Genomic DNA, 20,525 nt, shown 5'->3' with positions numbered 1-20,525 from the left:
CCGGCGAGACACGGACCACGCAATCGCTTCTTCCCAACCAGAGATTCGCAAAATGTCGAACACCCTGTTACTGATCAATGGCGAGCTGCGGCCCGCCTCGAACGGTGCGACCTTCGTGCGCCACGACTTTGTCGCGGACACCGTGGCCACCACCGCCGCCGCCGCCACCCTCGACGACACCGCCAGCGCGGTCGAAGCCGCCGCCCAGGCCTTTGTCAGTTGGTCCCGGAGCGGCCCGGACTACCGGCGCAACCTGCTGCTGGAGGCGGCCCGGGAGCTGCTCGGCCTCAGCGCAGAACTGACGGCGGCGATGGCCCGGGAAACCAGTGCCACGCAGGGCTGGGCCACGTTCAACATCGCCCTGGGCGCATCGATCCTGCGCGAGGCGGCCTCGCTGACCACGGCCGTCCGGGGCGAAACCATCCCGTCGGACATGCCCGGCTGTTTCTCGATGTCGATCCGCCAGGCCGCCGGCGTCGTGCTGGGGATCGCCCCCTGGAACGCACCCGTGATCCTCGGGGTGCGGGCAATCGCCACGGCGCTGGCCTGTGGCAACAGTGTCATTCTCAAGGCCTCGGAAGCCTGCCCGCAGACGCACTCGCTGATCGGCCAGGCCTTTCTGCGGGCGGGGTTTCCCAAGGGGGTGGTGAATGTCCTCAGCAACGCCCCGGAGGACGCCGGCGCCATCGTCAATGCCCTGATCGATGCTCCGGCGGTGCGACGCGTGAATTTCACCGGGTCGACCCGGGTCGGCCGGCTGATCGCCGAACGTTGCGGGCGCCAGCTCAAGCCGGCGCTGCTGGAACTGGGCGGCAAGGCGCCGTTGCTGGTGCTCGATGACGCCGATCTTGAAACGGCCGTGGATGCTGCGATCTTCGGCGCCTTCATGAATCAGGGACAGATCTGCATGTCCACCGAGCGGGTCATCGTCACCCCTGGCATCGCCGAAGCCTTCGTCGAACGCCTGGCACAGCGGGCCATGGCATTGCGCGCGGACGACCCACGCAAGCACTCGACGCCACTGGGCTCGGTCATCGACCCCCAGGCCGCGGAGCGGGTCCGGACACTGATCGCCGATGCCCTGGCGGCCGGCGCGACACGCCTGGCCGGTGACGACGGGCAGGGCGTGCTGATCCCGGCGAATGTCATCGACCAGGTCACCCCGGCCATGCGGCTGTATACGCAGGAATCGTTCGGGCCGGTGGTTTCGGTGATCCGGGCCAAGGACCAGGAAGACGCGATCCGCATCGCCAATGACAGCGAATATGGCCTGTCCGCCGCCGTGTTCACCCGCGACATTTCCCGCGCGATGGACGTCGCCGGGCGGATCCGCTCGGGAATCTGCCACATCAACGGCGCCACGGTCCACGACGAACCCCAGGCGCCGTTCGGTGGCCTGGGGGCTTCGGGCCATGGTCGCTTCGGTGGCGAGGCCGGGGTCGCCGAGTTCACCGACCTGCGCTGGCTGACCATCCAGCAGCAACCGCGCCATTACCCGCTGTAACTGCGAAAAGACCACCGCAACCCACTGCCTTCCATGCGCTCGGCCGACGGCTGCCGGGCGTATGACCGGCCACTAATAAGAAGATCGAACCATGACTATCAGACACATCGGCATCGCCACCACACTCTGTGCCTCGCTCGGCCTGATCAACACTGCGCAGGCAACGGAAACCGGAGGCGGTGTGTATCCCAACGGTGCAGAGAACTACCTGGCCGGGGCACTGCCGCCGCCCGGTCTCTATGAGCTGACCTACCTGACGCAATACAGCGCCAACCGCTTCAATGACGGCAACGGCCATTCCGGCTTTCTCCCGGACTTCAAGGTCCGCGCCGAGGCATTGGTCTCGCGAACCGTCTATGTCAGCGACAAGACCTTCATGGGCGCGAACTGGGGCGGCCACCTCATCGTCCCGCTGGTGGATCTGGAGGTCGATGCGGCGGGGGTCAACGATCATCGCCGGGGTGTCGGGGACATCACCGTGAACCCGCTGATCATGGGCTGGCATTTCGACAACGGGCTGCATCTCACCACCGGCCTGGACATCAACGTGCCCATCGGCAGCTACGATCGCAACGCCCAGGCCAACTTCAGCCGGCACTACTGGAACTTCGAACCGGTCGTGGCGTTTGCCTATTACGACCCCAACGGCTTCGCCCTGGACATGAAGTTCATGTACGACTTCAACCAGAAGAACACCTCCGCCCAGATCACCGGGCTGAACCCGACCGGCAGCGACTACCGCTCCGGGCAGGAATTGCACGTCGACTTCGCCGCCGGCTACAACATCGACCAGTGGCAGGTGGGGGTCTCGGGCTATTACTACAAACAGACCACCGACGACCACGTCAGCGACCGGGCGACGCAGGATGTCATCGACAGCCTGGACGGCCTGAAGGGCCAGGCCTTCGCCCTGGGACCGGCGATCAGGTACAACGCCGGACCGGCGCAGATAATCGCCACCTGGCAGCACGAGTTCGAAAGCGAATATCGGCCCCAGGGCGAAAGACTGTGGCTGAAATTCATCATCCCGTTCGGCAAATAGGAACGCGGTCTCCCGGGCGCGAAACGCCTCGGGAGACCGGCACGCGGGAGGTTACTTGTCCTCGGCCTTCTTCAGCTTCGGATTGGGGAAAAACTGCACGGTCTGGACTTTCTTGTCGGCGACCTTCACCACTGGCGTGTTGACCCGCGTACCCAACTCCCTGGGCACCGACAAGCCTTGCTCGTTCAGCGTATCGGCATAGCCACAGGCCACGCACTCGCGGTGCGGAACGTCGTCCTCGCTCCACATCATCAGCTTGTCCTGCTCGCTGCACGCCGGGCAGACCGCCCCGGCGATAAAGCGCTTCTTGGTCCTGGTCACGGGTGCCTCACTCATGCTGCCGCGTCCTCACTCAGGCCGCTGTGGCGCAAGAGTGCGTCAATCGACGGCTCACGGCCACGGAAGTCGACGAACAGCACCATCGGCGCCTGGGAGCCGCCACGGGCCAGGATGGCCTCGCGGAACGCGCGACCGGTCTCGGCGTTGAGCACGCCTTCTTCCTCGAACCTGGAGAAGGCATCGGCCGACAGCACTTCAGCCCACTTGTAGCTGTAGTAACCCGCCGCGTAACCGCCGGCGAAAATGTGCGCAAAGCTGTTGGGGAAGCGGTTGTAGGCCGGCGGACGCATCACCGAGACCTCGTCGCGCACGCCCTCGAGAACCTGCGCCACGCTGCGGCCGTCGCCGTGGGTGGCGTGCAGTTCGAAGTCGAACAGCGAGAACTCCAGCTGGCGGACCATCATCAGGCCGGACTGGAAGTTTTTTGCCGCGAGCATCTTTTCCAGCAGGTCCTGGGGCAGCGGCTCACCGCTTTCGTAGTGGCCGGAGATCAGCGCCAGGCCTTCCGGCTCCCAGCACCAGTTCTCCATGAACTGGCTCGGCAATTCCACCGCATCCCAGGCCACGCCATTGATGCCGGAGACACCGGCGTGCTCGACGCGGGTCAGCAGGTGATGCAGGCCGTGGCCGAATTCGTGGAACAGGGTGGTCACTTCATCGTGGGTCAGCAGCGCAGGCTTGCCGCTGTCGGCCGGGGCGAAGTTGCACACCAGGTTCGCCACCGGGCTCTGCAGCACGCCATCGACGGTACGGCGACGGTCGCGGGCGCCGTCCATCCAGGCACCGCCACGCTTGTTGGCGCGGGCGTAGAGGTCGAAGAAGAAGCGGCCGACATGCTGGCCGTTCTCCTTGATCTCGAACAGGCGGACATCCGGGTGCCAGGTGTCGAAGCCTTTCTGCTCGGCGATCTCGATGCCGTACAGGCGCTGGACGATGGCGAACAGGCCGCCGAGCACCTTGTCGATCGGGAAATAGGCGCGCAGGGCTTCCTGGGAAACGCTGTAGCGCTGTTCACGCAGCTTCTCGCCGTAGAACCCGCTGTCCCAGCTTTGCAGTTCGGCACAGCCCTGCTCGGCGGCGTAGGCCCTGAGCTGTTGCAGGTCCTGGGCGGCAAACGGCTTGCTGCGCTTGGCCAGGTCGCGCAGGAAGGTCAGCACCTGGTCGCTGGAGTCGGCCATCTTGGTCGCCAGGCTCAGCTCGGAGAAACTGGCGAAGCCGAGCAATTGCGCCAACTCCTGGCGCAGGTCGAGGATTTCCTGCATCACCGGGCCGTTGTCGTTCTGGCCGGCGTTCGGGCCCTGGTCCGATGCACGGGTGCAGTAGGCGGCGTACACCTCTTCGCGCAGGGCGCGGTCCTCGGCGTAGGTCATCACCGCGTAGTAGCTCGGGAATTCCAGGGTGATCAGCCAGCCGTCGAGGCCCTTGGCCTGGGCGGCGGCGGCCATCTGTGCCTTGGCCGAAGCGCTGAGCCCGGCGAGACCGGCCTCGTCGACAATGTGTCTGGTCCAGGCCTGGGTCGCATCGAGCAACTGGTTGGAGAAGCGGCTGCCCAGTTCGGACAGCTTGCTCTGCACTTCGGCGTAACGCTTCTGCTCGGCCTCCGGCAGGTCGATACCCGAGAGCCGGAAGTCACGCAGGGAATGTTCGAGAATAGTCTTCTGCGCCACGTCGAAGCCGGCGGCCTCGGGGCTGTTGGCCAGCGCCTCGAAGGCCTGGAACAGGGCGCGGTTCTGGCCCAACTCGGTGGAGTAGGCGCTCAGGGCTGGCAGGCAGGCCTCATAGGCTTCGCGCAGCTCGGCGCTGTTGCACACGGCGTTGAGGTGGCTGACCGGACTCCAGGCGGCGCCCAGGCGGTCATTGAGCTCGTCCATGGCCAGGACCAGGCCGGCCCAGCTCGGATTTTTCCCCTGGCTTTGCAGGATGCCTTCGATGGCGGCACGGTTGTCGGCGAGAATCTGCTCGATGGCCGGTTGCACGTGCTCGGCACGGATCGCCGAGAACGGCGGCAGGTCGTAGGACTGCAGAAGAGGGTTGTTCGCGCTCACGGTGGGTACCTTGGCTGGAGAAACATGTAAGAACAAAGATGGGGCCATCTTAATTACAATCAATGCCCACCGCAGCTATCAGCAACAGAGAGAGAGCCTATCGTGACCCTTCGCACCTATCAGAATCACACGCCGACCCTTGGCGCCGGGGCTTTTGTCGATGCGTCGGCGGTGGTGATCGGCGATGTCGAGATCGGCGCCGACAGCTCGGTGTGGCCGCTGACGGTGATCCGTGGCGACATGCACCGCATCCGCATCGGCGCCCGCACCAGCGTGCAGGATGGCTGCGTGCTGCACATCACCCATGCCGGGCCCTTCAATCCGGAGGGTTTCCCGCTGCTGATCGGTGACGACGTGACCATCGCCCACAAGGTCATGCTGCACGGTTGCAGCGTCGGCAGCCGGATCCTGATCGGCATGGGCAGCATCGTCATGGATGGCGCGGTGATCGAGGACGAGGTGATCGTCGGTGCCGGCAGCCTGGTACCGCCGGGCAAGCGCCTGGCCAGCGGCTTTCTCTATGTCGGCAGCCCGGTGAAGCAGGTGCGCGCCCTGACGGACAAGGAGAAGGCTTTCTTCACCTACAGCGCCTCGAACTACGTGAAGCTCAAGGATCAGCATATCGCCGAAGGCTACCATCGGGCCGACTGATCGTTTTTTGTACAGATTGGGGTATTTCATGCACTACCAGACGATTTTGTTCGACCTCGACGGCACCCTGACCGACCCGCGCGAGGGCATCACCCGCTCGATCCAGTACGCCCTCGACAAGCTGGGCATCGACGAGCCGGACCTGAGCAAGCTCGAACACTTTATCGGGCCACCGCTGTTGCAGGCGTTCATGCAGTTCTACGGTTTCGACGAGGCCAGGGCCTGGGAAGCGGTGAATTTCTACCGCGAGCGTTTCAAGGTCACCGGGCTGTATGAAAACCGGGTGTTCGATGGGGTCACGCCCTTGCTGGAAACCCTCGGCGGACAAGGCCGCACCCTGTACATCGCCACGTCCAAGCCCTGGGTGTTCGCCCGCGAGATTGCCCGGCATTTCGATTTTGCCCGGCACTTCAAGATGATCTACGGCAGCGAACTGGACGGCACCCGGACCGACAAGGTCGAGCTGATCGCCCACCTGATCGCCGAGGAAAAACTGGAGCCGGGCAATACGCTGATGATCGGCGACCGCAAGCATGACCTGATCGGCGCCCGACGCAACGGCCTGGACGCGGCGGCGGTGGGTTATGGTTTCGGCAGCTTCGCGGAGCTGGAGGGCGAACAGCCGGCGTATCACTTCCAGACCCTGGCCGACCTGCATCGGGCGTTTGTGTAGGGCGCCAGGGCGAGTCGCCTTCTTTCGCGGACAAGCCCGCTCCCACCGTAGCGCCGGCGTCATGGGCCTGGCTTTGTGGGGGCGGACTTGCCCGCGAAAGCGCCTTTCAGCCTGGCATCAATTGACGCAACGCCGCCTTGCGCTCGGCGACCGGCAGGTTTCCGAGCCTCTCCACCGCCGTGAAAAACGCCGGCCAATCACCGTTGACCTGCCTGAACAACGCGGCGAAAGCCGGCACCCACTGGTCATAGAGACCGAAGGGCAGCAGCTTGGCGTTGTTCAGCGGCGAGTTGATCCAGGCGTCATAGCGCTTGTCCCCCGCCCACTGCGTGGCCTGCACGCGCCGGTACTCCTGGCGCAGGCGCTCGAATTCGGCGGCCTTGCGCTCGCGCATCTGCTCGACCGGCAAGGGCAGGGCGTAGAGCGCCTGCAGGCGTTCACGGGTGTGCAGCACCAGTTCGATGAACTGATCCTTCTGCGCCACGTCATTGGCCTTGGCCGGTGGCAAGCCCCGCGCCGCTCGCCATTGGCGCGTGCCTTCCTGCTCGACGAAGTTGGCGTAGGACTCGTTGAACTCGGTGTCGTCCTTCACATAGAAACGCTGGTGCGCCAGCTCATGGAAGATCAGCGTCGCCAGGCGCTCGTCGCCCCAGTTCAGCATCGAGTTGAGAATCGGATCGTCGAACCAGCCCAGCGTCGAGTAGGCCTCGACGCCGCCAATGTACACATCCAGGCCCTGCTGGCGTTGCAGGGCGGCTTCGCCCCGGGCCGCGCCCTGGTCGTAGTAACCGCGATAGGCCACGCAGCCAGCGATGGGGAAACAGTGGCTCTGCGGGGTCAGGGAAAACTCCGGCGTGGCGAAGACATTCCAGACCACATAGGGCCGCTTGATATCGGCATACAGGCGGTAACTGCGGTTATCCGGCAGATGCAGCTGCTGGCTGGCGAAAGTCCGCGCCTCCTGGGAATGCACCAGGTGCTCGCGCAGCCTGGGAGCGCGGCTCGGATCGGCGATCACCGCGGCGACCGGCTCCCGGGCCCGCAACAGGCTCAACTGCCCACCGGCCAACTGGCTGTAATAACTCACGCTGCTGCAACCGCCGACCAGCAAAAGCAGGAGGCCGGCGAGCGCGGGACGTAAAATGGGCGTGAGTCGCCCAGGGGCTGAGCACCACCTGTGCACCATGGGGAGGTCTTCCGGTCGGGGTTTGCTGCAAGACTATCGCGTGAGGCGGAAAATAATCATGAATGATTGTCGAGGGTCAGGTGTTCACCGGATGTTGGCCAAGGCGACCCGAGGCATCGATCACGGGTATGCTGAACCTCATATCACCGAGCGAAATCCATCATGCGCAAGCTTCTTTCCCTCCTTGCCCTCGCCAGCCTTGGCGGCTGCGTCAGCCCATTGCCGGCGGTCGACCCGCAAATGGCCTGGATCGACGTGGGTACCCGTACCGGCACCCTGGTCATGGCCGAAAGCGTGGATAAAAAACGCCTGGATGACGGGCGCTTCTTCCAGGTCACCCCCGGTGCCCATGAACTGACCGTGCGTTTCGACTTCGATGTGTATGTCGGCGGCATGGCGATGAACACCGATCCACTGGAGCGCATCTGCTACATCACGGTGCCCTACGATCACTTCGAAGCCGGTCGGCGTTATCGCCTGGAAGGCGTTGCCCTGGGCTTCCAGGCCAATGCCCGGCTCTACAACGACAAGGGCGAACAGATCGCCGGCGACCGTACGGTGCTGTGCATGCCGTAGCCGGCCTCAGATATCGTTCTTCTGGTAGATGATTGCCTTGGTGCCGTTTTCGCAGGTCCCGACCACCATGGCGACGTCATGCTTCTCGGCCTCCTCCTTGGAGACGATCTCCAGGGTGTAGGACGGCACGGCGTTGGCCTGGATCTTGACCTCGATCTCTTTCCTCAGCTCCTCGCAGTCCTTGGGGGCCGCCAGGGCCGACGCAGCCAGTGCACAACAGAAAAATCCCAGGGCGATGCGTTTCATGGTCAGGCTCCTTCGCGGCAACGCGTCGCAAGGGCGTACGCACTGGGTTGCCACACCAGATTGGACCACAACCGGGCGAGCCAAGTTCTGACCCAGCTCACAGTTGCGCAAACCCGGGTATTTGCTTGGAGTGTTACCCGGGGGGAAGGTACTCGGGGAGAATGTGGGAGCGGGCTTGCCCGCGAAGCTTTTTCTGGCTTCAGGTGCCTCTTCGCGGCAAGCCCGCTCCCACATGCAAGGCCCCGTTGCACAGGGCCAATCGATCTTTCACCCTCAGCCCAGCAAGGTCGCATCCAGCGAAATCTTCGCGTTCAGGACCTTGGATACCGGGCAACCTTCCTTGGCCTTCCGGGTCAGCTCATCGAACTGCTGCTGGCTGGCGCCGGGGATTTTCGCCTTGAGGATCAGGTGCACCGCGGTAATCGCAAAACCGCCGTCGACCTGATCCAGCGTTACCTCCGCTTGGGTATCGATGCTGTCCGCCTTGAGCCCGGCCTCACCGAGGATCATCGACAGGGCCATGGAAAAGCAGCCCGCGTGGGCCGCGCCGATCAGTTCCTCGGGATTGGTGCCCCGACCGCCTTCGAAGCGGGCCTTGAAGCCATAGGGCGCCTCGCGCAGCACGCCGGTTTCCGTGGAGATGGAGCCGATGCCGGTTTTCAGGTCGCCTTCCCAATGAGCCGATGCTTTCTTCGTGATACTCATAGCTGCCTCCTCAAAAGCCGGCGCGAGGGTTCGCGCCGAACCTAGGGTTCTGAGGATAGTCGGCCCTGCAAAGTTCACCCTGTCGTGATGATCGTGCCCACGCTCCAGCGTGGGAACGCCTCTCCGGACGCTCCGCGTCCGCTTTGTGACGCGCAATTTCATGGCTGCATGCCCACGCGGAGCGTGGGGACGATCCGGACTGGCAATAGCCATCTGCGTTTTTTGCAGGCTAAAAATTCCGCCTGCTCTTGAAACTCGGGTATATGCCCATATTGCCAAGAACACATTGCCAGGTATTTCGCCACGCGACGGAAGCCTGTGCCCCAAGAAGGAGTAGCAGGCTTATGAAGCGACTGTCCGACGTCAAGTTTTCCACCCTCGACCTGGTGCCCGTGCGCCAGGACGGCAGCCCGGGGCAATCCCTGCGCAACTCGCTGGACCTGGCCCGGCACGTAGAAAAATTCGGCTACACCCGCTTCTGGGTCGCCGAGCACCACAACATGGACGGTATCGCCAGTTCGGCGACGTCCGTGCTGCTGGGCTACCTGGCCGGCGGCACCTCGACCATCCGCGTCGGTTCTGGCGGCGTGATGCTGCCCAACCATGCGCCGCTGGTGATCGCCGAGCAGTTCGGCACCCTGGCCAGCCTGTATCCGGGCCGGATCGACCTGGGCCTGGGCCGTGCCCCCGGCTCCGACCAGATGACCGCCCGCGCCCTGCGCCGCGAGCGTTCGGGCAGCGCCGACGACTTCCCGGAAGATGTCGCCGAACTGATGAAGTACCTCGGCCCGCGCACCCCGGACCAGCGGGTGATCGCCATGCCGGGCACCAACACCAACGTGCCGGTCTGGCTGCTCGGTTCGAGCCTGTTCAGCGCACAACTGGCCGGCGAACGCGGCTTGCCCTATGCCTTCGCCTCGCATTTCGCCCCGCGCTTCATGCACGAGGCGATCCGGGTGTACCGCAACCACTTCAAGCCGTCCGAAGTCCTCGACAAGCCCTACGTGATGCTCGGCGTGCCGCTGGTGGCCGCCGATACCGACGAGCAGGCCGATTACCTGGCGACCTCGGTGTACCAGCGCATCCTCGCGCTGATGCGCGGCCAGAGCCTGGTCCAGCGACCGCCGGTGAAGACCATGGACGGCCTGTGGCTGCCCCATGAGCGCGAGGCGGTCGGAGATTTCCTCGGCCTGGCGATGGTCGGCAGCCCGTCGAAAATCCGCGCGAAACTGGACGTGCTGATCGAGCAGACCCAGGCCGATGAGCTGATCTTCACCTGCGACCTCTACGAGCATGCCGACCGGCTGCATTCCTACGAGTTGCTGGCGCAGGTGATGAAGGGCTGAAGCGTTATCGACGCCCATGAAAAAGCCGGCGCGCTGCGCCGGCTTCGATACCCCCGCGGACTTAACCGCGCTTGTAGGTCACAACCTTGGTGCCACCTTCACAAGTGCCGACGATCCGCCCATTCGCGCCTGCTTCACCGGTCGCCCGGTCGACGATCTGCAGCGAATAACCATGGACGCCTTTGGCCTCAAGCTTGTCCTTGATCTCCCTTTCCAGTTCATCACACGACTTACCCGCAGCAAGGGTGGTGCCCGCAATGCTCAGCAAACCTACCGCCAATAGAAGTTTTTTCATCGCTCGCATTCCCTGGTCGAATCAAAAAAAGTGCGTCGGCTTTTGGGCGACGCACATGAGGCTAGATAGAGCCTTCTGTATAGCAATCAATATGGCAGTCGGCCAGTGTGGAAGTTCAAAAGGCCAGTATCTGTTCAGCTATTGGCGATCCTGAAGCCGACTTTCAACGTGACCTGAAAATGCGCCGCCTTGTTGTCCTTGATATGGCCGCGGGTGTCGAGCACCTCGAACCACTCCAGGTGCTTGATGCTCTTGCCGGCCTCGGCCAGGGCGTTGTTGATCGCCTCTTCGATACTGTTGGGCGACGAACCGACCAGTTCGATTTTCTTGTAGGTGTGATGATCACTCATGGCGTTCTCCTGGGCTCTCGGGGGCTGTAGACACAGCCTAGCAGTGATTTCCCGGATGGCCCGGAGCAGGCGGGCGACAGATTTTCTGCACTTTCGCAAACCCGTGCAGTCCCAATCCTCACACGCCACTCATCACTGCAGGAGAGCCAACATGGCCAGTTCATCATTACGTAAAGCTTCGTTGCAAAGCATGGAAGCCGAGATCGAGAGCCTGCTCAAGTCTCTGGAAAGCCTCAAGGACGACGCCTCGGACGAGTCGCGCAAAACCCTCAAGGCCCTCAAGAGCAATGCCGAGAGCGCCCTGCGGCACTCCCGTCACCTGCTCAGCGACGCCTACGAAGAGGTCAAGGTCAAGACCCGCGAAACCGGGATCGCCACCCGCGACTACGCCCAGGAACACCCGTGGACGACCGCCGGTGTCGCGGTCGGTGCCCTCGGCCTGCTGGCCGCCTACCTGCTGTGCAAACGCGGGGATTGAGCGACACGCCTGACGTGGGAGCCGGCTTGCCGGCGAAGGGGGCCTTGAGCCTTGCACCGCCTTTGCGGACGCCATCGCCGGCAAGCCGGCTCCTGCATAAGGTCCGGTGCTGTCAGCTAACGCTGTTTTCCAGCTCGGTCTTGAGCCATTGCGCCAACTGCCCGGCGCGCCCGTCCGCGGCGCGCCGGGGCAGCCACAGCGCCAGTCGTCCGGGCGTTTCGTCGAAGCCCCAGGGCGCCACCAGGCGACCGGCACGCAGGTCGTCCGCCACCAGCGGCTGCGGCGCGATCGCCACGCCCAACCCCGCTACCGCCGCCTCGAGCAGATAGTACAGATGCTCGAATCCCTGCCCGTATTTCAGCTGCGTCGCCTCGATGCCGTTTTGCCGTGCCCAGCTGGGCCAGGCCTGTGGCCGCGAGGTGGTGTGCAACAGCGGCTCGCCCACCAGTTCCCGTGCCGGCGCCTCGAGCAAGGCCGCGTAGCGGGCGAAGTGCGGGCTCATCACCGGCCCGATGCGCTCGCTCGCCAACTCGTGGACCTGCATATCCGCCGGCCATGGCGGCTCGGCGAACAGCAGCAGGGCATCGAGCCCCGGCTTGCGCGGGTCGAGATCGCCTTCGCCCGCCGATAGGTGCAGGCGCAGGTCCGGCAGGTCGGCATTCAGGCGGCCGAGACGCGGGATAAACCAGCGCGCCAGCAAGCTGCCGGAACACCCCAGGACAAACGGCGCATCCACCGAATCCCGGGTCAGCTCGGCGCACACCGCCCGCAGGCGCTCGAAAGCCTCGGCGCTGGCGTCGCGCAGGCGAATGCCGGCATCTGTGAGTTTCAGGCCGCGACCATCCTTGACGAACAGGCTCAGCCCCAAGTGTTCCTCAAGGACTTTCAACTGCCGGCTGACCGCGCCGTGAGTCACGTGCAGTTGTTCGGCGGCCTGGCTGACACTGTTCAGCCGGGCCGTGGCCTCGAAGGCGCGCAAGGCATTGAGCGGGGGCAGGTCGCGGCTCATGGTATCTGTGAGTTTTCCTGACAGGTTACGGCAATCTTATCGGTTTTCATCCGGGCCTGTCATGGTTAGAGTGAACCCATCGCTTGTTCAATCGCCCACCTGGAGCCTCCCATGACCCAGTCCAACCTGCGCAACGGACCCGACGCCAACGGCCTGTTCGGCGCATTCGGCGGCCGCTACGTGGCCGAAACCCTGATGCCGCTGATCCTCGACCTGAATCGTGAATACGAAGCCGCCAAGACCGATCCGGCGTTCATCGAGGAACTGGCCTACTTCCAGCGCGACTACGTCGGTCGTCCAAGCCCGCTGTATTTCGCCGAACGCCTGACCGAACACTGCGGCGGCGCGAAGATCTACCTCAAGCGCGAAGAGCTGAACCACACCGGCGCCCACAAGATCAACAACTGCATCGGCCAGATCCTGCTGGCGCGGCGCATGGGCAAGAAACGCATCATCGCCGAGACCGGCGCCGGCATGCACGGCGTGGCCACCGCCACCGTGGCCGCGCGCTTCGGCCTGGACTGCGTGATCTACATGGGCACCACCGACATCGAGCGCCAGCAGGCCAACGTGTTCCGCATGAAGCTGCTGGGCGCCGAAGTGATTCCGGTCGTGGCCGGTACCGGCACCCTGAAGGACGCGATGAACGAAGCCCTGCGCGACTGGGTGACCAACGTCGACAGCACCTTCTACCTGATCGGCACCGTCGCCGGTCCACACCCGTATCCGGCCATGGTCCGCGACTTCCAGGCCGTGATCGGCAAGGAAACCCGCGACCAGCTCCAGGCCCAGGAAGGGCGCCTGCCCGACAGCCTGGTGGCGTGCATCGGCGGTGGCTCCAACGCCATGGGCCTGTTCCACCCGTTCCTCGATGACACCAGCGTCGAAATCATCGGCGTCGAAGCCGCCGGCCACGGTATCGAGACCGGCAAGCACGCGGCCAGCCTGAACGGCGGCGTACCGGGCGTGCTGCACGGCAACCGGACCTTCCTGCTGCAGGACGACGACGGCCAGATCATCGACGCCCACTCGATTTCCGCCGGCCTCGACTACCCCGGCATCGGCCCGGAACACGCCTGGCTGCACGATATCGGTCGCGTCCAGTACACCTCGGTCACCGATGACGAAGCCCTGGCCGCGTTCCACCAGTGCTGCCGCCTCGAAGGCATCATCCCGGCCCTGGAAAGCGCCCACGCCCTGGCCGAAGTCTTCAAGCGCGCACCGACCCTACCCAAGGATCACCTGATGGTGGTCAACCTGTCCGGTCGCGGCGACAAGGACATGCAAACCGTCATGCACCACATGCAGCAATCCCAGCAGGAGAAACACTGATGAGCCGCCTGCAAACGCGCTTTGCCGAGCTGAAACAACAGAACCGCGCCGCCCTGGTGACCTTCGTCACCGCCGGCGATCCGGGTTATGACACGTCCCTGGCGATCCTCAAGGGCCTGCCCAGGGCCGGTGCCGACGTGATCGAACTGGGCATGCCCTTCACCGATCCGATGGCCGACGGCCCGGCGATCCAGCTGGCGAACATCCGCGCCCTGGCCGCCAAACAGAACCTGGCGAAAACCCTGCAGATGGTTCGCGAGTTCCGCGTCGACAACACCGAGACCCCGCTGGTGCTGATGGGTTACTTCAACCCGATCCACCACTACGGCGTGCCGCGCTTCATCGCCGACGCCAAGGCCGCCGGTGTCGATGGCCTGATCGTGGTCGACCTGCCGCCGGAACATAACGGCGAGCTGTGCGACCCGGCCCAGGCCGCCGGCCTGGACTTTATCCGCCTGACCACGCCGACCACCGATGATGCGCGCCTGCCCACCGTGCTCAACGGCAGCTCCGGCTTCGTCTACTACGTGTCGGTGGCGGGCGTGACCGGTGCCGGCTCGGCGACACTGGAACACGTCGAAGAGGCGGTGAGCCGCCTGCGTCGCCACACCGACCTGCCGATCAGCATCGGCTTCGGCATCCGTACCCCGGAACAGGCCGCGGCCATCGCCCGGCTGGCGGACGGCGTGGTGGTCGGCTCGGCGCTGATCGACCATATCGCCAACGCCACCAGCGACGAACAGGCCGTCGATGGCGTGCTGAGCCTCTGCGCGGCACTGGCGCAAGGGGTGCGCACCGCACGCCACTGACCCATCGGGTCACAGGCAATACCCGAAAGGCCTCGGCGCTACAGCGCCGAGGCCTTTTTTCACGAGTGAATAAGCCGGCCATTGCCTCGGTGTGCGTTTATTGAAAGCGCTGAGGGACAAAAGTGGCTGAGCATCTTCTGCTTGTCTTTCATGTCCGCTCGGAGAATGAAAGACATCCATAATGGAATAGGGCAGAGGAGTTTATAAAATGGGTCCAGGTTCAATATCTACCGCAGGCGCGGTTCAAAATACTGAGTGGTTCAGTCAGTCAGGGAGCATAAAGCGCACCGAATTTGATGCCGAGTTCAAGGTTAACCAAGGTAATATAAAGCTTCTTGAAAGACTGGTAAAAGAGGTCAGTGAAGTTCAAAACAAAAAAGGTGGCGGCTACCTCCGTTTTAATAAAGACAACGGCGGTCTGTATTTCAGCCCCAATAGAAGCATATTGGAAACGCTCAAGCTCCGTGATGGCGGTGCCTCAGAAGCACCTCAATACATGAAAGACTTTAAGCTCGCCGAGTTTGGCAAAAAAATAAAATGCATCACCATTCAGAAGAATCTCAGAGAATGCTTGGATCTTCACAGAAACCGTAGTAAAGAACTGAGAGAGGGTCTTGTTGAAATCGACGCCGCCCAGCAGAAAAAGCTAAGATCGGTCTCAGCTGAGAGCCTGAAAAATGATGCATTCAATTCTCCAAACTCCATCTCGTCGTCAGACACAGGTATCGATTCGGACGCTGTCCCTGGCATCGCGCCAATCCCAAAACCACGTAAAAGAGTTATGGATAGAAGCCTGAGCGATCCTGCCAATAGCCCACAAGCCAAACCGGAGCAGTCAGTGTTTGGTCTGTCTAATAGCGATCCAATAGCCAATGACGCTGTGCACCAGAATTCGCTGAAAGAGCAACCCGTCAAACGTAGTGCTTCGGAAGTCGGCACGAGCTCTACACCCATTCGACCACCACGATTCATAGATGGTCTGAAAGACTTGAAGAAAAGCCAGAGCCCCTCTACAAACGAGACAATCGAACCAACGCGGCTCCAGGTCAACCAACTGAAAACTTTCTGGGAAAACAAAAGCAAGGAAGGTTCGACAGAGCTAACAGGTAAGCAGTAACCCATAAAGCTTTTCGAAAAATAAAAAAGGGGGGGGGAAAGCCATTATCTTTGGTAATGGTTGTTCCCGCCCGCTTTTCACTTCCCGATAAAAGAGTTGAATATGCCATTCAGAATCGGAAGCCGTAATATTCAGGACATACTGAGCGCCCCTCAGGACCTCAAGAAATGCCAAGACAAGATCAGTAATCTGGTGGCAGGGCTGGAACATGTCCGTAACCGCGAAAGGATAATCGTCGAACAAGAAAAGCGCATCGTTGAACACAGAGCCATTGCCAGCGAGCTGAAAGGTGCCGTAGCCGATGCCAGATCACGCTGCAAGTCCTATCGGAAATATACATCCTTCTGGAAATTGAGCGAGAACACACGCCCTTTCGTTCGCCATAAAAATAATCAGATATATATAACCCCACGAAAAGGAGTAAAGATATATTGGGCAGAAAAACTTGACAGAGCGTTCAACACTCAACTAACTGTCGCCCCCTCAAAGTATGACGGTGGATACAATCAGGCCTCTGCCAAGATAAGCCAGCTTAATGAGTACCTGGGAGCGAGAATCGATGGTGTCGAAAAAAGAACACCTATCGATATTCTTGAAGAGATATCCAACGTCAATATACAGCGCAGGGCATTGGAAAAAAACGAAACCTGCATGCACAAGCATGAAAATGCCTTGGATAAAAAATACCTGAAAGAACAAAAGTACCAGGAGCGGGTGGCTATTAAACAGGAGATGACCCAGGCCGCTTTCCATCTATTCGTCGAACCGGGCACCGTCGACTACTTGAACAGGGAAGCAGATAAAAAGCCGAAACTTCCAGAGATTCTAAAAGATGTTTCTCGTAACGATATCATACAACTTTTGAATGACGGGTTTTCGGATCGCACTTCGGAATCGACAAGCACCTATCGCTATGAGACGTGTTTATCCAAAAAGGAAATCAATCTGTACAAAAACCGGATAGGCGACAAGGGCTCCGTTCTCATCGACAAATTCATGCCGGTAGAGCCCGCCCCCTCAGCCGCGAAGGGTACCAATGTCGTGCTCATTATCGAGGGTGCTCCCAGTGAGGCCGAGGCCGGCGGCAGCCGCTACAAGGTATTCAGACATGGCTGCAGGTACATTCCCGAGTCGGTGAAAGTCGAGGACGATGGCAAGACTCACATTCACCTGCGGCAGGTAAGGAGCTCGATGGCCAAGGGTTGAATCCGAGGGCGTTACTTCCTGTTTTCGACGTTGTGGATAACCACCGCAGTCGGCCAAGGTAAAGTTCCTGATACAAAGGAATCTATGCTTTCGCACGCAGACTAAACAGCAAGACCCAGGAGGTTTGAAGCCCTGTCTTCAAACCTCTTTTCGCTGTATTGGCTGTGTGTGAGGAATACCCCGATGAAAATGCCCAAACGCCTGGTTGCCGGTCTTGGCGTGCTGATGCTCGGTGCCAGTTCGCTGCTGCAAGCGGCACCGCAGGATGACGGACGCGGTCCGGATCACGATCGCGGCGGTCATGGCCAACAGGAGCAGGGAAGAGGCCCCGACCGGGGCCCGGGGGAGCAGAACTGGCGCCGTCCGCCACAGGATTTCGGCCCGGTTCGCCAGATCATCCATGACGACCGCGAACATTTCACCCGTGGCGCGCCACCACCGCCGGGCATCCGTGTCGTGCGCGGCCAGCCACTGCCCCACGGGTACTACGGCGAACGCCTGGACCCACGCGCCGTGGCGCGCCTGCCGGCCTACCATGGCTATGAGTGGCGCCGGGTCGGCGGCGATGTCGCGCTGATCGAGGTGGGCACGGGGATCGTCTATGAGGTGCTCAACAGCGTGCTCTATTGATCTGATCGCCCACCACGATCCCTTGCAGACGGGATCACCGGAATATCGACAGGTCCAGCGGCCGTATCGCGCCCATCCAGATCGCATGATCGCTGTGATCCGCCCGATCATCGCCGGTCAACGGGTGCAGGAACACCACCAGGCCCTTGCGATGGAGCGCCAGCCACGGCAGGACGACGCCTATGTACTCGGCGTCGAAGGCCAGCTGGCAGCTCCAGTCCGGATGCGGCCCCACCGGACGCTCATGCATGCGCCCCAGTCGCAACGGAAAGGTCGCCGCCGCCAGCTCGCACAGTTCACGGGCCTGATCGATGGTCGAAGCATCGAAATAGACATGGGCGTGGTAGCCCTTGATACGTTGCATACCGCTCTCTTTCATTGATCCTCAGTAATGGCTCAACGCTACACCGCAATCGACGGCAATCCCAGTCCCACCAGTGACTGGGCGCTGTTGGCCTGCTCGGCCATCAGCCAGTCGAAAAAGCGCTGGATCAACGGCCCCCGGCGTTTGCGCGGCGGCAGCACCACGTAATAACCGAAGGTCGAAAGCACCGTCTCGTTGATCGGCCGGCACAACAATCCCTGCTCCAGCAAGTTATCCACAAGGTGCCGCCAGCCGATGGCCACGCCCTGGCCGCCGATCGCCGCCTGGATCAGCAACGTGTAGTTGTCGAAGCGCAGCTGCCCCGGGGCCGGCGCGGTGGTCAGGCCGAGTTCGCGAAATACCCCGCTCCAGTCGAACCAGTGGCTGCTGTTCTCGCCCTTCAGGTGCAACAACGGGAAATCCAGCAGGCACTGGGTCGACAGCGGTCGCTCGCGGCCCTGGAGCAGTTGCGGGCTGCACACCGGGAACACTTCCTCGCTGAACAGCCAATGGCTCTCGCCCTGCTTGAAACGCCCCTGGCCAAACAGCACCGCCACGTCGATATCGGTGCGCAGCATGTTGTGGCTGCGCTCGCTGGTCACCAGGCTGACATCGACCTGCGGATTGGCCGCGTGGAAGCGGTGCAGGCGCGGCATCAGCCAGTAGGCGGCAAAGGCGAAGTCGGTGGCGACCTGCAACACCTCATGCTGGCTGTGGGCAGTCACCGCGCTCAGGCCGCTGTCGATGCTCTGCAGGCCGGCCTGCACCTGCTCGAACAGGATCGAGCCGGCCTCGGTCAGTTCGATGCCACGGTAGATGCGGTCAAACAGGCGCGTCGCCAGCTGTTCTTCCAGGCGCTTGATCTGCTGGCTGATGGCCGGCTGGGTGGTGCCCAGTTCCACCGCTGCCGCGGTAAAGCTGCGATGACGGGCTGCCGCTTCGAAAACCCGGAGCATGTCGAGGGACAGGTCACCCAACGCATCAAACATAAGCTGTACTTATCCTAGTCATTGTGTGGCATGGGCTTTACCGCACATGGCGTGGGCCACATGCTGGATCGCAGCACTATCGCATAACAATTCACTATGGAATGCCGCGACACCATGAAGCGCAAGAACATTCTCTTCATCATGGCCGATCAAATGGCCGCGCCCCTGTTGCCGTTCTACGGTCCGTCACCGATCAAGCTGCCCAACCTGGACCGCCTGGCCGCCGACGGCGTGGTATTCGACTCCGCCTACTGCAACAGCCCGTTGTGCGCGCCTTCGCGCTTCACCCTGGTCAGCGGCCAGTTGCCGAGCAAGATCGGCGCCTATGACAACGCCGCCGATTTCCCCGCCGATGTGCCGACCTATGCCCACTACCTGCGTCGCCTCGGCTACCGCACCGCGTTGTCGGGCAAGATGCACTTCTGCGGGCCGGACCAGTTGCACGGTTATGAAGAACGCCTGACCAGCGACATCTACCCGGCCGACTACGGCTGGGCGGTGAACTGGGACGAGCCGGACGTACGCCCCAGTTGGTACCACAACATGTCCTCGGTATTGCAGGCCGGGCCCTGCGTGCGCACCAACCAGCTGGACTTCGACGAGGAGGTGGTGTTCAAGGCCCAGCAGTACCTGTTCGACCATATCCGTGAAGACGGCGACCAGCCGTTCTGCCTGACCGTGTCGATGACCCACCCGCACGACCCCTACACCATTCCCAGGGCGTTCTGGGACCTGTACCGCGACGAGGATATCCCGCTGCCGCAGACCCCGGCCCAGGACAGTCTCGACCCGCATTCGCAACGCCTGCTCAAGGTCTACGACCTGTGGGACAAGCCGCTGCCCGTGGACAAGATCCGCGATGCCCGCCGGGCCTACTTCGGCGCCTGCAGCTACATCGACCATAATGTCGGCAAGCTCCTGCAGACCCTCGAAGACACCGGCCTGGCCGACGACACCATCATCGTGTTCTCCGGCGATCACGGCGACATGCTCGGCGAGCGCGGCCTCTGGTACAAGATGCACTGGTTCGAGATGGCCGCGCGGGTGCCGCTGCTGATCAGCGCACCGGGGCAATTCGCCGCCGCACGGGTCAGCGCCGCGGTCTCCACCGCCGATCTGCTGCCGACCCTGGTGGAACTGGCCGGTGGCAACCTGAACGAGCGACTGCCGCTGGACGGCCGTTCGCTGCTGCCGCATCTGCGAGGCGAGGGCGGGCACGACGAAGTGTTCGGCGAATACATGGCCGAAGGCACCATCAGCCCGTTGATGATGATTCGCCGCGGCGCCTACAAATTCATCTACAGCGAAGACGATCCCTGCCTGCTCTTCGATGTCCACAACGATCCGCGGGAGGAGGAAGAGCTCAGCCAGTCACCGCGGCACCAGACGCTGTTCAACGACTTCCTGGCCGAAGCCCGGGCGAAATGGAATATCCCGGGGATCCACCAACAGGTGCTCGCCAGTCAGCGACGCCGGCGTTTCGTCGCCGACGCCCTGACCCTCGGAAAGCTGAAGAGCTGGGACCACCAGCCGATGGTAGACGCCAGTCAGCAATACATGCGCAACCATATCGACCTCGACGATCTGGAGCGCAAGGCTCGTTATCCACAACCCTGCCAAAACCAATAACGAA

General features: G+C 62.3%; 23 protein-coding genes. 13 read left to right on the top strand and 10 right to left on the bottom strand.

Annotation, left to right across the window (positions count from 1 at the left end):
* The first annotated feature begins 52 nt into the window (after window positions 1–52).
* Together ACL9RJ_RS22115 and ACL9RJ_RS22110 are read left to right on the top strand one after the other, a co-directional pair.
* Entirely contained in the window at window positions 53–1,504 is a 1,452-nt protein-coding gene (locus ACL9RJ_RS22115; RefSeq protein ID WP_422765678.1) for an aldehyde dehydrogenase, read from the top strand.
* Between the two features lie 91 nt (window positions 1,505–1,595).
* Window positions 1,596–2,546: a SphA family protein gene (locus ACL9RJ_RS22110; RefSeq protein WP_177118830.1), complete on the top strand. Its 951-nt coding sequence runs from the start codon at window positions 1,596–1,598 to the stop codon at window positions 2,544–2,546.
* 51 nt (window positions 2,547–2,597) lie between these two features.
* On the opposite strand, the gene ACL9RJ_RS22105 is transcribed toward ACL9RJ_RS22110, so the two are convergent.
* Window positions 2,598–2,882: a YheV family putative zinc ribbon protein gene (locus tag ACL9RJ_RS22105; RefSeq protein ID WP_017129236.1), complete on the bottom strand. Its 285-nt coding sequence runs from the start codon at window positions 2,880–2,882 to the stop codon at window positions 2,598–2,600.
* Complete coding sequence (gene prlC, locus ACL9RJ_RS22100) at window positions 2,879–4,978, bottom strand: oligopeptidase A (protein WP_177087393.1); 2,100 nt, start codon at window positions 4,976–4,978, stop codon at window positions 2,879–2,881. Before prlC ends, ACL9RJ_RS22105 begins: the two co-directional genes overlap by 4 nt.
* Window positions 4,979–5,032: 54 nt before the next feature.
* On the opposite strand from prlC, the gene ACL9RJ_RS22095 reads away from it, so the two are divergent.
* Both ACL9RJ_RS22095 and ACL9RJ_RS22090 read left to right on the top strand, forming a co-directional pair.
* Entirely contained in the window at window positions 5,033–5,581 is a 549-nt protein-coding gene (locus ACL9RJ_RS22095) for a gamma carbonic anhydrase family protein (protein WP_177109202.1), read from the top strand.
* A 28-nt stretch (window positions 5,582–5,609) separates the two neighbouring features.
* A complete protein-coding gene (locus ACL9RJ_RS22090) occupies window positions 5,610–6,254 on the top strand; it encodes an HAD family hydrolase (protein WP_177118831.1) in 645 nt (214 codons plus the stop codon).
* A 106-nt stretch (window positions 6,255–6,360) separates the two neighbouring features.
* Here the strand turns inward: ACL9RJ_RS22090 and ACL9RJ_RS22085 are convergent, their stop codons facing one another.
* A complete protein-coding gene (locus tag ACL9RJ_RS22085; RefSeq protein WP_422765677.1) occupies window positions 6,361–7,440 on the bottom strand; it encodes an aminopeptidase in 1,080 nt (359 codons plus the stop codon).
* Window positions 7,441–7,602: 162 nt separating this feature from the next.
* Here ACL9RJ_RS22085 and ACL9RJ_RS22080 point away from each other — a divergent pair, with 162 nt between their 5' ends.
* Window positions 7,603–8,016, top strand: a complete 414-nt coding sequence (locus ACL9RJ_RS22080; protein WP_017129241.1) for a hypothetical protein — start codon at window positions 7,603–7,605, stop codon at window positions 8,014–8,016.
* 6 nt (window positions 8,017–8,022) lie between these two features.
* Here ACL9RJ_RS22080 and ACL9RJ_RS22075 read toward each other — a convergent pair whose 3' ends face one another.
* Both ACL9RJ_RS22075 and ACL9RJ_RS22070 read right to left on the bottom strand, forming a co-directional pair.
* Window positions 8,023–8,262, bottom strand: coding sequence for a DUF1161 domain-containing protein (locus tag ACL9RJ_RS22075; RefSeq protein WP_017129242.1), 240 nt, complete (start codon window positions 8,260–8,262; stop codon window positions 8,023–8,025).
* 273 nt (window positions 8,263–8,535) lie between these two features.
* Window positions 8,536–8,967: an OsmC family protein gene (locus ACL9RJ_RS22070; protein WP_017129243.1), complete on the bottom strand. Its 432-nt coding sequence runs from the start codon at window positions 8,965–8,967 to the stop codon at window positions 8,536–8,538.
* A gap of 344 nt (window positions 8,968–9,311) precedes the next feature.
* Here ACL9RJ_RS22070 and ACL9RJ_RS22065 point away from each other — a divergent pair, with 344 nt between their 5' ends.
* The gene (locus tag ACL9RJ_RS22065; protein ID WP_017129244.1) at window positions 9,312–10,313 is read left to right on the top strand and encodes an LLM class flavin-dependent oxidoreductase; all 1,002 of its coding nucleotides are present in this window, start codon (window positions 9,312–9,314) and stop codon (window positions 10,311–10,313) included.
* A 61-nt stretch (window positions 10,314–10,374) separates the two neighbouring features.
* On the opposite strand, the gene ACL9RJ_RS22060 is transcribed toward ACL9RJ_RS22065, so the two are convergent.
* Window positions 10,375–10,608 (bottom strand): DUF1161 domain-containing protein, encoded by a 234-nt coding sequence (locus tag ACL9RJ_RS22060; protein ID WP_017129245.1) that lies wholly within the window; start codon window positions 10,606–10,608, stop codon window positions 10,375–10,377.
* 134 nt (window positions 10,609–10,742) lie between these two features.
* Window positions 10,743–10,958, bottom strand: coding sequence for a dodecin (locus tag ACL9RJ_RS22055; RefSeq protein WP_017129246.1), 216 nt, complete (start codon window positions 10,956–10,958; stop codon window positions 10,743–10,745).
* Between the two features lie 151 nt (window positions 10,959–11,109).
* On the opposite strand from ACL9RJ_RS22055, the gene ACL9RJ_RS22050 reads away from it, so the two are divergent.
* Window positions 11,110–11,436, top strand: coding sequence for a DUF883 family protein (locus ACL9RJ_RS22050; RefSeq protein WP_017129247.1), 327 nt, complete (start codon window positions 11,110–11,112; stop codon window positions 11,434–11,436).
* A gap of 112 nt (window positions 11,437–11,548) precedes the next feature.
* On the opposite strand, the gene ACL9RJ_RS22045 is transcribed toward ACL9RJ_RS22050, so the two are convergent.
* Window positions 11,549–12,445 carry a LysR family transcriptional regulator gene (locus ACL9RJ_RS22045; RefSeq protein WP_017129248.1) on the bottom strand — a complete coding sequence of 299 codons (897 nt, stop codon included), beginning with the start codon at window positions 12,443–12,445 and terminating at the stop codon, window positions 11,549–11,551.
* Window positions 12,446–12,556: 111 nt separating this feature from the next.
* On the opposite strand from ACL9RJ_RS22045, the gene trpB reads away from it, so the two are divergent.
* The 5 genes from trpB to ACL9RJ_RS22020 all read left to right on the top strand — a co-directional run bounded on the left by trpB (window position 12,557) and on the right by ACL9RJ_RS22020 (window position 17,539).
* On the top strand, window positions 12,557–13,777 hold the full coding sequence (gene trpB / locus ACL9RJ_RS22040; protein ID WP_017129249.1) for a tryptophan synthase subunit beta: 1,221 nt from the start codon (window positions 12,557–12,559) through the stop codon (window positions 13,775–13,777).
* Entirely contained in the window at window positions 13,777–14,586 is an 810-nt protein-coding gene (gene trpA, locus ACL9RJ_RS22035) for a tryptophan synthase subunit alpha (protein WP_017129250.1), read from the top strand. The genes trpB and trpA overlap by 1 nt, the downstream gene beginning before the upstream one ends.
* A gap of 208 nt (window positions 14,587–14,794) precedes the next feature.
* The gene (locus tag ACL9RJ_RS22030; protein ID WP_146049131.1) at window positions 14,795–15,703 is read left to right on the top strand and encodes a hypothetical protein; all 909 of its coding nucleotides are present in this window, start codon (window positions 14,795–14,797) and stop codon (window positions 15,701–15,703) included.
* Window positions 15,704–15,805: 102 nt separating this feature from the next.
* Window positions 15,806–16,909, top strand: a complete 1,104-nt coding sequence (locus ACL9RJ_RS22025) for a hypothetical protein (protein ID WP_017129251.1) — start codon at window positions 15,806–15,808, stop codon at window positions 16,907–16,909.
* A gap of 183 nt (window positions 16,910–17,092) precedes the next feature.
* The gene (locus tag ACL9RJ_RS22020; RefSeq protein WP_017129252.1) at window positions 17,093–17,539 is read left to right on the top strand and encodes an anti-virulence regulator CigR family protein; all 447 of its coding nucleotides are present in this window, start codon (window positions 17,093–17,095) and stop codon (window positions 17,537–17,539) included.
* Window positions 17,540–17,573: 34 nt separating this feature from the next.
* Here the strand turns inward: ACL9RJ_RS22020 and ACL9RJ_RS22015 are convergent, their stop codons facing one another.
* Window positions 17,574–17,903: a DOPA 4,5-dioxygenase family protein gene (locus tag ACL9RJ_RS22015; RefSeq protein WP_017129253.1), complete on the bottom strand. Its 330-nt coding sequence runs from the start codon at window positions 17,901–17,903 to the stop codon at window positions 17,574–17,576.
* Window positions 17,904–17,941: 38 nt separating this feature from the next.
* A complete protein-coding gene (locus ACL9RJ_RS22010; protein ID WP_017129254.1) occupies window positions 17,942–18,892 on the bottom strand; it encodes a choline sulfate utilization transcriptional regulator in 951 nt (316 codons plus the stop codon).
* A 114-nt stretch (window positions 18,893–19,006) separates the two neighbouring features.
* On the opposite strand from ACL9RJ_RS22010, the gene betC reads away from it, so the two are divergent.
* Window positions 19,007–20,521 (top strand): choline-sulfatase, encoded by a 1,515-nt coding sequence (gene betC / locus ACL9RJ_RS22005; protein ID WP_422765676.1) that lies wholly within the window; start codon window positions 19,007–19,009, stop codon window positions 20,519–20,521.
* Window positions 20,522–20,525 lie beyond the last annotated feature (4 nt).

The sequence above is a fragment of the Pseudomonas sp. Mn2068 genome (assembly GCF_049319725.1).
Lineage (GTDB): Bacteria > Pseudomonadota > Gammaproteobacteria > Pseudomonadales > Pseudomonadaceae > Aquipseudomonas > Aquipseudomonas gingeri.
Note: the sequence above shows the minus strand (reverse complement) of the source record. Positions and strands in the feature narration are given on the sequence as shown.